This window comes from Cryobacterium sp. TMT4-31 (assembly GCF_004403385.1).
Taxonomy (GTDB): domain Bacteria; phylum Actinomycetota; class Actinomycetes; order Actinomycetales; family Microbacteriaceae; genus Cryobacterium; species Cryobacterium zongtaii.
In genome coordinates, this window is record NZ_SOGI01000061.1 from 17371 (window position 1) to 29133 (window position 11763).

The following is an 11763-nucleotide window of genomic DNA, read 5'->3' on the forward strand; positions in this document are numbered from 1 at the left end:
GGCCCGATGGTGTCAGTGCAGGATCTGCGGCGCTCCGACGGACGTGTGCTCAGGGTGCACGACAGTGCTGGGAGTACCGGCCTCGCCGGGGCGTCCGCTGCGACGGCTGAATACGGCGGTCTGGACGGTTACGACCCCGTCGGCGAACCTGGCCCGGCCCGGCTCACCGTTCTGTGGCACCACGGTTCGCCACAGACCGGGGCCCTGCTCGAACCGTTGCTCGCGGCGGCGGCCCAGCGGCGCATCCGGCTGATCTCGTACGGACGGCCCAGCTACGGCGGGTCGACGCCGCTGCCCAGCCGCACCGTCGGGTCGGCGGCGACGGATGTGGCGGCCATCGCCGACGCCCTGCAGCTGGACCGGTTCGCGGTGATGGGCGCCTCCGGCGGCGGCCCGCACGCCCTGGCCTGCGCAGCACTGCTGCCCGAGCGGGTGACCGCCGCCGCGTGCCTGGCCGCGATCGCGCCCTTCGATGCCGACGGCCTCGACTTCTTCGCCGGCATGGCGTCGGATGGCGCGTTGCGCGCCGCCTGCTCCGGCCGGCCCGCCCGCGAGCACTACCAGGCGACCGCGGAGTTCGATCCGGCGAGCTTCGTCGAGCGGGACTACGCCGCCCTGAAGGGTGACTGGGCGCCGCTGGGAGCGGACGTGGGGGAGGCCTCGGCGGCCGGCCCCGACGGGCTCATCGACGACGATATGGCGTTCGTGGTGCCGTGGGGATTCGACGTGACGGCTATCTCGGTGCCCGTGCTCATCGCGCAGGGCGGCCGCGACCGGGTGGTGCCGCCCGCGCACGGGGCCTGGCTGGCCCACGCCATCCCGAACGCCGAGCTCTGGGATTGTGCCGATGACGGCCACATCTCGATCCTCACCGAGTGCGCGCCGGCGCTGGACTGGCTGCTCGCGCACTCCTGAGCCCGGCACGGGTCCACAGGCCGTAGCCTGTGCAGATGATCGGGAGAACTCGCGGTGCATCTGAGGCCGAGAACGCGGATGTCGGTGTTGACGCTGTCATTCAGGGCCCGCACGGCCCCGTTCCGGTGCGCCGGTATGCCCCGCCGGTCAGTACGGCGCTGGTCGGATCGGTGTCGCTCGAGCCGGCGCCGATCGTCTGGGTGCATGGTGGCGCCTTCGTCAAGGGCGGCCTCGACCTGCCGGAAACCCACGAGGTGGCCCTGGCACTGGCCGCCGCCGGATTCACCGTGATCACCGTCGACTACAGGCTCACGTCGATCCCGGGGCTGAGCAGATTCGGGCGGACGGCAGCGTCGACCGGACGCATCCACTTTCCGGTGCCGGTCGATGACGTTGTCGCGGTGGTGCGGGCGGTACAGGGCGAGTTCGGCGACGGGGTGATCCTGGGCGGAGCGAGCGCGGGCGCCTGCCTGTCGGCGGGAGCCGTGCTCCGGCTGGCCCACGGTGGCGCCGAGCCCCTGCGCGGGGTCTTCTTCGCCTACGGCCTCTTTCACGCGAGCCTGCCCGAGCGCTCGCGCGAGCTGCGCAGCCGACTGCGCGGCCGGCGCAGATTCACACACACACCCCCCTGCTGCTCAACGCGGTGAACCGCATCTACGCCGGGAGCCGGGCCGCACTGGCCGATCCGTATGCGTTCCCCGGCGGCCACTCGCTGCCCGACTTTCCCCCCGCGCTACTCATCGACGCCGACAGCGATTCGATGCGGGCCTCCGGCGAGCAGTTCGCCAAGGAACTCGCCTCGGCCCGGGTTCCCGTCGAGTACCACGTACTGACGGATGCCGCCCACGCCTTTCTCAACCGGCCGAAGTCACCGGACTTCGCCGCGGGCATCCGCCTGATCGTCGACTGGGCCCGCCGGCTCTAGCGCGGCTCGCCGTAGCCGCCGGCACCACCACCAGCCGCTCAGCTCACCGACTTGCCGCACAAGACTCCTTCACGCCCCGGCAAGGGGCATTTCTCGGCAAGTCGCGAAAAGGTAAGTAAAAAATACTTGACACGGTGTCTGGTCGGGCATACATTCATCGTGTCAACAATTTTTTACACGCCGGCACGGACCGGCATCGAGGCAGGGAGCCGCAGATGGCACGCGAAGAACAACGCGCCTGGATCATGGTCGTCGTCGCGATAGTGGCGTACGGCATCTATCTGGTTCTGGTGCTGGGTGGCGCAGACGGCGCCCCTCTCGAGCAGGCGGCTTACATTCCCGCGATGCTGTGGACCATCGTCGGCTCGATCGTCGCGGGGATCCTGCTGAACATCATCGCGGCCATCCTGTCGCCCCACGAGGCCGGCCGGAAGGACCAGCGCGACAAGGAGATCAACCGGCTCGGCGAACACATCGGCCAGTCCTTCGTGATTCTCGGGGCCGTACTCGCGCTGGTCTTCGCCATCACCGGGCTGGACGCGTTCTGGATCGCCAACGTGATCTACCTGGCCTTCGTGCTCTCGTCGATCCTGGCCTCCATCGCCAAGATCATCGCCTACCGCCGGGGATTCCAGTCATGGTGAAGGCGACGAGCGTGACCAACAACATCCGCGGGCTCCGCTTCGCGCACGGAGAGATGACTCAGGCCGCGCTGGCCGACCTGGTGGGCGTGACCCGGCAGACCATCATCGCCATCGAGCAGGGCCGCTATTCGCCCTCTCTCGAGGTGGCGTTCCAGATCGCCCGGGTGTTCAATCGACCACTCGACGACGTGTTCCAGTACCCGGCAACTCCCATCCTCACTCGACCTGGAGGCACATCATGAGGGCCATCGTCCACGACAGCTACGGCTCGGCCGACGTTCTACACCCCGCCGAGATCGAGCGGCCGGCCGTCGGCGCCGACGACGTTCTCCTGCGCGTCGAGGCCGCGAGCCTCAATATCGGTGACTGGCACCTGATGGCGGGGCTTCCCTACCTCGTGCGGCCCGCCGTCGGCCTGCGCGCCCCGAAAAGCCGGGTGCGGGGCATGGATGTCGCGGGTCGCGTCGAGGCCGTCGGCGCCAACGTCACCCGGTTCACACCGGGCGATGAGGTGTTCGGTGTCGGTGAGGGCTCCTTGGCCGAATACACGACCGCCCGGGCCGACAAACTCGAGCCCAAGCCGGCGGCCCTGAGCTTCGAGCAGGCCGCGGCCGTGCCGACCTCGGCCGTCACCGCCCTGCAGGCCCTCGCCCCGCTGCGGGACGCCGGCCCGGGGGAGCGGGTGCTCGTAATCGGGGCCTCCGGCGCCGTCGGCGGCTATGCCGTGCAGCTGGCCAAGACCTTCGGGGCGCACGTGACGGGCATCGCCAGCACCGCGAAGCTCGACTACGTTCTCTCGCTCGGGGCGGATGCGGCCGTCGACTACACCCGCGGGGACATCACCCGGTCGGGCGAGCGCTACGACCTCGTGCTCGAAACCGGCGGCAACCGGTCGATCTCCTCGCTGCGCAAACTGCTCGCGCCCCGCGGCACCCTGGTACTCGTCGGCGGCGAAGGCGGCGGCCGGGTGACCGGCGGTTTCGAGAGGGCCCTGCGGGCCCTGCTGCTGTCGCCGTTCGTATCCCAGAAGCTCACCGGTCTGGTCTCGGTCGTGCGTCAGGATGACCTGCACACCCTCGCGGGCCTTCTCGAGAGCGGCGCGATCAGGCCCGTCATCGATCGGGTGTATCCGCTCGCCGAGGCCGCGACAGCCATGCGCCGTCTCACCGATGGCAGCATCCGGGGCAAGGTCGTCGTCATACCCTGACGCGCGCGCTCCTGATGACTAGTACTCCTGACGCTGGGCCGCGCCGCCGCAGACGCCGAGCAGGCCGGCGGCACGGCGCAGTTCGGCGCTGGGATCCTGCGCCCACCGGTCGAGCACGATCTGCGCCCGGCTGCGCGCCGGACCGGTCAGGGCATCGACCAGCGGCCGCACCACATCCGCTGTGAGCGGGTCCAGGAGAGCGGGCAGCTGTGCGGTCCGCAGGAAACCCTCGATGCGGGTGAGGTCGGAGGCGCGCAGCATTCGCACGTGGGATTGCAGCAGCACCACGGCCGCCAGCCGGCGCTCGTAGACCGGCACCGCCCACAGTTCGGAGCTCAGGGCCGTGATCTCGTCGTGGCCAAGGCCGGGGTAGCGCCGCCCGGCATCGCGGATCGTGCCGCGTATCGCGCCGACGGATGCGCCATAGAAGGTGAGGCTGCCGCCCAGCCGGGCCCGATCGGCGTCGGCGCGCTCCCAGGAGCTCTCCCGCTGCAGGGTGGCGTCGATGAACTCGCCGGCAGCACTCATGGCTCCATTCTCGCCGATCTGCAAGGCTGGTCGGCATGACCGACGCCGACATGACCGCAGATCTCCGCCGCTACCTGCAGGAGGCCCGGGAAGCCCTGGTCTGGAAGCTCGAGGGTCTCGGCGAGTACGACATTCGCCGGCCCGTGGTGCCCACCGGCACCAACCTGCTGGGCCTGATCAAGCACATGGCCGGGGTCGAGGCCGGGTACCTCGGTGAGACCTTCGGCCGCACCTTCCCGGAAGAGCTGTCCTGGATGGGCGACGCTGCCGAGGACAACGCCGACATGTGGGCGACCCCGGATGAGTCCCGTGACGCGATCGTCGACCTGTACCGGCGGGTCTGGGCGCACTCGGAGACCACGATCACCGAGGTGCCGCTGGATGCCACCGGCCGGGTGGCCTGGTGGCCCGCCGACCGCAATGTGGTCACGCTCCACCGCATCCTGCTGCACCTGATCGCCGAAACCCACCGGCATGCCGGCCACGCCGATATCGTGCGCGAACTGATCGACGGGGCTGCCGGGCTGCGGGCCGGAAACGAGAACCTGCCGTCGGGAGAGGCCGGCTGGTGGGCCGGCTACCGGGACCGGGTGGAGCAGGCCGCCCGCACGGCCTGAGGCCGTCGGGCTGCAGCCCGACTGCGGTGTTCGCCGTTCGGACGCCTAAAGTGGACTGCGCCTGAAAAGGCCAAGCTGTTTACGCGCCCGAACCCGAAGGACGATGCCACTCGTGTCGAGAATCTCTGCCCGCCGGACCCTCCTGGGCGCGAGCGCCGGCTTCGCCCTGCTCGCCCTCACCGCCTGCACCGGCCAGCCCGTCGCCGGAGCCGGCTCGGGAGCCGGCGCAGCCCCGGCCGACGACTCCGGCCGCACGTACGCTCTCGTGGTGCACTCGGTTCCCGGCGACGCGTTCTGGGACGTCGTGAAGACCGGCGCCGAGGCCGCCGGAAACCGCTACGGCGCCACCGTCACCTACCAGGGTGACCCCGATGTGCAGAAGCAGAGCCAGCTGATCGAGACGGCGATCGCCGCCAAGGTCGACGGCATCATCGTGTCCATGGCCAACCCCGAGGGCCTGCGCGGTGCCGTCACGGCTGCCGTGGCCGCCGACATTCCCGTGATCACCATCAACTCCGGAGCCGAGGAGTCCGCCGCGCTCGGCGCCATGACCCACATCGGCCAGGGCGAGTACCTGGCCGGTCAGGGCGCCGGCCGCCAGCTCGCCGAGGCGTCGGCGAAAAAGGTCATCTGCGTCATCCACGAGGCCGGAAACGCCGGGCTCGAGGACCGCTGCCGTGGGGCCGCGGACACCCTCGCCGGCAGCCTGACCAACGTGCAGGTCGACATCGCCAACGTCGCCGAGGCCCAGAGCACCATCACGAGCGCCCTGCTGGCCGACCCCGGCATCGACGGTGTGCTCACCCTCAACTCCGCGGTGGGTGTGGCCGCCGCGCAGGCCGTGGCCGAGGCCGGCAGCGACGCCCAGATCGGTACCTTCGATGTCTCCGCCGACGTCACCAGCCTCATCATGGACGGCAGCATCCTCTTCGCCGTCGACCAGCAGCCCTACCTGCAGGGCTACCTGCCGGTGGACTTCTTCGAGCTGTTCTACACCAACGGCAACGTCGTCGGCGGCAGCCAGCCGGTCTACTCCGGGCCGGGCTTCGTGACGAAGGAGAACGCCGAGCAGGTGGCGACGTTCGCCGGCAACGGCACCCGATGACGATGCTGACCGCACCGGGCGCCGCGCCGGATGCGTCGCCGGACGAGCGCCTGACGCGCACGCATCCGATGGTGCGGCTGCTGCGTCGGCCGGAGATCGGCGCCCTCGTCGCCGCCCTGGCGATCTTCGGGTACTTCTCCGTTGCGACGACATCCTTCCTGTCGACGGCGGGCGTGGCCACCTGGCTCTACTCCGCGTCGCTGTTCGGCATCATGGCCGTCGCCGTGGCGATGCTCATGATCGGCGGCGAGTTCGACCTCTCGGCCGGAGCCATGACCGGCACCACCGGGCTGCTCGTCGGCGCGTTCACCACCCAATGGGGCATGAACCTGTGGTTCGCGATGCTGCTCGCCCTACTGATCGCCCTCGCCGTCGGCGCCTTCAACGGGTTCCTGGTCGTCAAGACCGCCATCCCCAGCTTCATCGTCACGCTGGGCACCTTCTTCATCCTGCAGGGGCTCAACCTCGCCGGCACCAAGCTCGTCACCGGCCAGGTCGCCATCCAGGGCATGACCCTGGTGCCCGGCTTCGACGCCGGCAAGGCGATCTTCGGTTCGACGATCCCGGTCTTCGGCGTCAACCTCAAGGTGTCGGTCTTCTGGTGGCTCGGCATCACCGCCGTGGCCAGTTGGCTGCTGCTGCGCACCCGGTACGGCAACTGGATCTTCGCCATCGGCGGGCAGTTGCAGAGCGCCGTGCAGACCGGCGTGCCGGTCAAGCGCACCCGCATCGGCCTGTTCATGGGCACGGCGGCGGCCGGCTGGCTGGTAGGCATGCTCTCGCTCTTCGACGTGGCCACGGTGCAAGCCACCACGGGCATCGGCCAGGAGTTCATCTACATCATCTGCGCCGTCGTCGGCGGCTGCCTGCTCACCGGCGGTTACGGGTCCGCGATCGGCGCCGCCCTCGGCGCGCTGATCTACGGCATGATCCTGCAGGGCATCGTGTTCGCCCAGTGGGACAACAACTGGCTCAAGGCCTTCCTGGGCGGGATGCTGCTGCTCGCCGTGCTCGTGAACCTCTCGGTGCGCCGCCAAGCCGGGGTACGCGCATGAGCGCCGCAGGAGCAACCCGGCCAACGCCCATCCTCGAGGTGCGCGGCATCGGCAAGGTCTACGGGTCGGTCATCGCGCTCAGCGACATCTCCACCTCGGTCGGCGCCGGTGAGGTGCTCTGCGTGCTGGGCGACAACGGCGCGGGCAAGTCGACCCTGCTCAAGGTCCTCGCCGGTGTGCACCCGCACTCCTCCGGCGAACTCCAGCTCGACGGGGCCGCGGTGCGCTTCACCGGACCGCGCCTCGCTCTCGACGCCGGTATCGCCACGGTCTACCAGGACTTGGCGATTGTGCCGCTGATGCCGGTGTGGCGCAACTTCTTCCTCGGCGCCGAACTCAGCGCCGGGATCGGCCCGTTCTCCCGCCTCCAGGTTGCCGAGATGCGCGCGATCACGCTCGCGCAGCTGGGCCGGATGGGCATCGACCTGCGTGACGTGGACCAGCCCATCGGCACCCTGTCCGGCGGCGAACGGCAATCCGTCGCCATCGCCAGGGCCATTTACTTCGGTGCCAGGGTCGTCATCCTCGACGAGCCCACCTCGGCGTTGGGCGTCAAGCAGGCCGGGGTGGTGCTGCGCTACGTGGCGCAAGCCAGGGACCACGGCCTCGGCGTGGTGTTCGTCACCCACAACCCGCACCACGCGTACCCGGTGGGGGACAGGTTCCTGGTGCTCAACCGCGGGGCCAGCCTGGGCGAGTTCGACCGGAGAGGCATCACCATCGACGAGCTGACCCGGCTGATGGCCGGCGGGGCCGAACTGGAGTCCCTGGCCCGGGAGCTCGAGCGGGACTGATCCGCCAGGCCAGCGCGGGGTCGGGCACGCCTCATCCGTTTCGGACGATTCCGGAACGGCGCTATCGGCGGGACGCGGATTGGTTGCTACCGTCTGCGGCGTGAGACCGGCGTGCCGTCGTGGTGCGCCCGTCGAACACCGAAGAATCCGGAAAACGCGAACACCAACAGGGCCCAACCCTGGAAATGGAGCGATACCCATGGCCACAGGAACAACCCCGGTGCTGGATGCGGCGGCCGAGATCAACGCTGTCTCGCTGGCCCGCACCGACCTCGATCCGCGCACGCTGATGATCGCCCGGATCGCGGCCCTGGTGGCCGTGGATGCACCGGTCGGTTCGTACCTCATGCACGTCGGACCGGCAGCGGAGGTCGGGCTGACCGCCGACGACATCGAGGACGTTCTCATCGCCGTTGCCCCGATCGTGGGCACGCCACGGTTGCTGTCATCGGCTCGCAAGATCGTCGAGGCCTTCGACCTCGCGATCCAACTCGACTCCGAGGGCGACACCCAGTAACGCCCAGAGTCCACCGCAGCCGCGTCGTGCGGCAGATCCAGTGAGGAGCACCCCCAGTGAGAAAGCCCATCGTCTTCATGGCCCTGCTGGTGCTCCTTGCCGGATGCGCGCCCGCCGACGGCACCGATCCGACACCGAGCAGTTCGTCGCCATCGGCCGCAACGGCCACCCCGTCACCCGGTCAGACGGCGTCACCTCCGACAGATGCACAGATCACCTGGGCGGGCACGGTCTGCAGCGACGTATCGACCGTGCAGACCGACGTTCAGGGGCTGGCGACGGCGGCGGTCACCGGGGGCGATTCGGTGGGTACCGCGGTGTCCAACCAGATGGATACCGTGTCGGCCTCGGTGAGCGCCCTGGTCGACACTGTGAAGTCACCCCCGGAGAATCTCGGCGACGACCCGGAGCTCCTGGCCGTGCAGGAGTCGATCGACACCGTCGATCAGTCGTTCACGACCTTGCGGGCGAGCGCCAGTGCGGTGGAGGGCACCAGCGGGGCCACCCTGGTCGATGCGCTGGCGACGCTCGTCGGTGACACCGGTACAGTGCTCTCCGACGTGGGTGCCGCCGCTCAGACCATCACCACGGCAACCCAGGACACCTCCAGCACCCTCGGCCAGGCCTTCCGAGCTGCACCCGAGTGCGCCGACCTCACCTCCTGAAACCCGGTGACCCGGCCCGTGTGTCGTGCGCCCGGTGGCAGTGACTTCGGCGTCCGCCGGACGCATTGCGAGCGCGGATTCAGGGAAATCTCAGGATGCCGCGGGAATGAAACGCGCGCCCAAACGTTGACTTGAGTCGAGGTCACTCAAGTTTTGGGTTTCCTCCTCGTTCAGATTCCCAGGAGGTTTCCTTGCCTACATACTTCGGCCCGACCGGTTCCGACAACGGTTCGTTCGACGAGTTCCTGGCCCGCTACCTGCAGGGCCAGCGCGCCGCGCAGTCCGGCCGCCCCATCGAGATCACCCGGCTCCTCAGCCGCCGCACCCACGAGATCCTCGTGCAGGCGGCCCAGTTCGCCGTCGCCCACGGTCACGCCCACGTTGACGCCCTGCACCTGCTGCGGGTGATGGTCGAACAGGAACCCGCCGCCTCGGCCATCCGCCGTGCCGGTGGTGACCCCGCCGCCATCGCGGCCGCCGCCGACCAACGCCTGCCGGAGTCCGGCGACCGTGAGTCCCAGTCCGCGCCCGGTCTGACGCCCTCGGCACAGCGCGCCCTGCTGGATGCTCACCAGGTGGCCCGCGCCTTCGGCTCCACCTACATCGACCCGGAGCACCTGTTCTTCGCCTTCGTGGTGAACCAGGACTCACCCGCCGCCCGCGTGCTCGCAGAGTCCGGCGTCACGGCCGAGTCACTGCAGGCCGGCGCCCAGCAGGCCGAGGACGACGAGGCCCAGGCCGGCAGCTCGGCCGCCGACAGCGCCTCAGACACCCCGATGCTCGACACCTACGGCATCGACCTCACCGAGCGTGCCCGCTCCGGCAAGCTCGACCCGGTGATCGGCCGCAGCGACGAGATCGAACAGACCGTTGAGATCCTCTCCCGCCGCACCAAGAACAACCCGGTGCTGATCGGCGAAGCCGGCGTGGGCAAGACCGCCGTGGTCGAGGGCCTGGCCCAGGCCATCGTCGACGGCCTGGTGCCCGAACAGCTGCGCAGCAAGCGCGTCATCGCGCTCGACCTGCCCGCCATGCTCGCCGGCACCCGCTACCGCGGCGACTTCGAAGAACGCCTGACCAAGACCATGGACGAGATCAGCGAGCGCAGCGATCAGATCATCGTCTTCATCGACGAGCTGCACACCGTGGTCGGTGCCGGCGGCGCCGGCGAGGGCGGAATGGACGCCGGCAACATCCTCAAGCCGCGCCTGGCGCGCGGTGAGCTGCACGTCGTGGGCGCCACCACCCTCAACGAATACCGCAAGGTCGAGAAGGACCCCGCCCTCGAACGGCGCTTCCAGCCCGTGCGGGTGAATGAGCCCAGCATCGACGACGCGGTGCAGATCCTCGCCGGCCTGCAGGGCCGCTACGCCGAGCACCACTCGGTGCGTTACACGGATGCCGCGATCCGCGCGGCCGTCGAAATGAGCGCCAGGTACGTTCCAGACCGGTTCCTGCCCGACAAGGCCATCGACCTGATCGACCAGGCCGGCGCCCGAGCGCGTCTAGCGCTCGGCTCGAGGGTCGACATCGAAGGCCTGCGCGAACAGCGGGCCGGCCTCGAAACGGCCAAGACCATCGCGGTCGCCGCCGAGGCCTACGAGGAGGCGTCCCGCCTGCGGGACGAGACCGAGCAGCTGGCGGAGCAGATCACCGCGGCCGAGGCCGCCCAGGATGCGTCACAGCCGGCACCGTCCGCCGTGGTCGACGAGGCCGAGATCGCCGCGATCATCGCCCGCGCCACCGGCATCCCGGCCAGCCGCCTCACCGCGGGCGACCGCGAACGCCTCGCCACGCTCGAGCACGACCTGCACCAGCGGGTCATCGGGCAGGAGGACGCGGTGACCGTGATCGCCAAGGCCGTACGGCGCAACCGCACCGGAATGGGCGATGCCTCCCGGCCTGTCGGCAGCTTCCTGTTCCTCGGCCCCACCGGGGTGGGCAAGACCGAGCTCGCCAAATCGTTGGCCGAGTCACTGTTCGGTGACGAGAAGGCGATGCTGCGCTTCGACATGAGCGAGTTCGGTGAACGTCACACCGTGAGCCGCCTGGTCGGTGCTCCTCCGGGGTACGTCGGCTACGACGAGGCCGGCCAGCTGACCGAACACGTGCGGCGGAACCCCTACTCGGTGGTGCTGCTGGACGAGATCGAGAAGGCGCACCCCGACGTCTTCAACCTGCTCCTGCAGGTGCTCGACGACGGCCGCCTCACTGACGGCCAGGGCCGCACTGTGGACTTCCGCAACACCGTGATCATCATGACGTCCAACATCGGCTCCGAGGTGCTCGCCAGCCGCAGCGGCGCGCTCGGCTTCACCGCCGACCTCGACGGAGCGCACAACGGCTTCGGGTCGGAGAAGGCCCTGCGGGACCGGGTGATGGCCAAGCTCCGTGAGGCCATGCGGCCCGAGTTCCTCAACCGCATCGACGAGGTCGTGCTGTTCCGGAAGCTCGATCAGCCCCAGCTCCGCCAGATTGTGCGGCTGTTGCTGAACCAGACCGAGGCCAGGCTGCACGCCCAGGGACACGCGCTCACCGTGAGCGACGCGGCCGTGGACTGGATTGCCGAGAACGGCTACGAGCCCGAGTACGGCGCGCGGCCGCTCCGCAGGGTCATCCAGCGTCAGCTCGACGACAGAATCGCCGACCTGCTGGTGGCTTCAGAGCTCGGCGTCGCGGGAGTGGTGGCCGTCACCGTGGCCGATGGTGCCCTGCACGTGGCGTCCGAACCGGCACGGATGCCGCTGGCGGCGTAGCCGCGGATGAGAACGCCCCGACCGGACCTTGACGG

General features: G+C 69.6%; 14 protein-coding genes. 13 read left to right on the forward strand and 1 reads right to left on the reverse strand.

Going from position 1 to position 11763, the window contains the following annotated elements; translation table 11 throughout:
* The first annotated feature begins 6 nt into the window (after positions 1-6).
* The 6 genes from E3T19_RS14050 (at position 7) to E3T19_RS14075 (ending at position 3691) form a co-directional block, all read left to right on the forward strand.
* The gene (locus tag E3T19_RS14050) at positions 7-915 is read left to right on the forward strand and encodes an alpha/beta fold hydrolase (RefSeq protein WP_134409125.1); all 909 of its coding nucleotides are present in this window, start codon (positions 7-9) and stop codon (positions 913-915) included.
* A gap of 35 nt (positions 916-950) precedes the next feature.
* Positions 951-1562, forward strand: a complete 612-nt coding sequence (locus E3T19_RS14055; protein ID WP_134409126.1) for an alpha/beta hydrolase fold domain-containing protein — start codon at positions 951-953, stop codon at positions 1560-1562.
* On the forward strand, positions 1559-1840 hold the full coding sequence (locus tag E3T19_RS19085) for an alpha/beta hydrolase (protein ID WP_166788886.1): 282 nt from the start codon (positions 1559-1561) through the stop codon (positions 1838-1840). The genes E3T19_RS14055 and E3T19_RS19085 overlap by 4 nt, the downstream gene beginning before the upstream one ends.
* A gap of 215 nt (positions 1841-2055) precedes the next feature.
* Positions 2056-2484 (forward strand): hypothetical protein, encoded by a 429-nt coding sequence (locus E3T19_RS14065; RefSeq protein ID WP_088455882.1) that lies wholly within the window; start codon positions 2056-2058, stop codon positions 2482-2484.
* The gene (locus E3T19_RS14070; protein WP_088455883.1) at positions 2478-2726 is read left to right on the forward strand and encodes a helix-turn-helix transcriptional regulator; all 249 of its coding nucleotides are present in this window, start codon (positions 2478-2480) and stop codon (positions 2724-2726) included. Before E3T19_RS14065 ends, E3T19_RS14070 begins: the two co-directional genes overlap by 7 nt.
* Positions 2723-3691, forward strand: coding sequence for an NAD(P)-dependent alcohol dehydrogenase (locus E3T19_RS14075; protein ID WP_134409128.1), 969 nt, complete (start codon positions 2723-2725; stop codon positions 3689-3691). Before E3T19_RS14070 ends, E3T19_RS14075 begins: the two co-directional genes overlap by 4 nt.
* Positions 3692-3709: 18 nt before the next feature.
* On the opposite strand, the gene E3T19_RS14080 is transcribed toward E3T19_RS14075, so the two are convergent.
* Positions 3710-4219, reverse strand: a complete 510-nt coding sequence (locus E3T19_RS14080; RefSeq protein WP_088455885.1) for a DNA alkylation repair protein — start codon at positions 4217-4219, stop codon at positions 3710-3712.
* Between the two features lie 35 nt (positions 4220-4254).
* On the opposite strand from E3T19_RS14080, the gene E3T19_RS14085 reads away from it, so the two are divergent.
* The 7 genes from E3T19_RS14085 to E3T19_RS14115 all read left to right on the forward strand — a co-directional run bounded on the left by E3T19_RS14085 (position 4255) and on the right by E3T19_RS14115 (position 11728).
* Entirely contained in the window at positions 4255-4836 is a 582-nt protein-coding gene (locus tag E3T19_RS14085) for a DinB family protein (protein ID WP_134409129.1), read from the forward strand.
* A 103-nt stretch (positions 4837-4939) separates the two neighbouring features.
* Positions 4940-5941, forward strand: a complete 1002-nt coding sequence (locus E3T19_RS14090; protein WP_134409130.1) for a sugar ABC transporter substrate-binding protein — start codon at positions 4940-4942, stop codon at positions 5939-5941.
* Entirely contained in the window at positions 5938-6996 is a 1059-nt protein-coding gene (locus tag E3T19_RS14095; RefSeq protein WP_240632432.1) for an ABC transporter permease, read from the forward strand. The genes E3T19_RS14090 and E3T19_RS14095 overlap by 4 nt, the downstream gene beginning before the upstream one ends.
* Positions 6993-7790 carry an ATP-binding cassette domain-containing protein gene (locus E3T19_RS14100; protein ID WP_134409131.1) on the forward strand — a complete coding sequence of 266 codons (798 nt, stop codon included), beginning with the start codon at positions 6993-6995 and terminating at the stop codon, positions 7788-7790. Before E3T19_RS14095 ends, E3T19_RS14100 begins: the two co-directional genes overlap by 4 nt.
* 199 nt (positions 7791-7989) lie before the next feature.
* On the forward strand, positions 7990-8307 hold the full coding sequence (locus E3T19_RS14105) for a carboxymuconolactone decarboxylase family protein (RefSeq protein WP_088455890.1): 318 nt from the start codon (positions 7990-7992) through the stop codon (positions 8305-8307).
* 56 nt (positions 8308-8363) lie between these two features.
* Entirely contained in the window at positions 8364-8972 is a 609-nt protein-coding gene (locus tag E3T19_RS14110; RefSeq protein WP_088455891.1) for a hypothetical protein, read from the forward strand.
* 191 nt (positions 8973-9163) lie between these two features.
* Positions 9164-11728 (forward strand): ATP-dependent Clp protease ATP-binding subunit, encoded by a 2565-nt coding sequence (locus tag E3T19_RS14115; RefSeq protein WP_134409132.1) that lies wholly within the window; start codon positions 9164-9166, stop codon positions 11726-11728.
* Positions 11729-11763 lie beyond the last annotated feature (35 nt).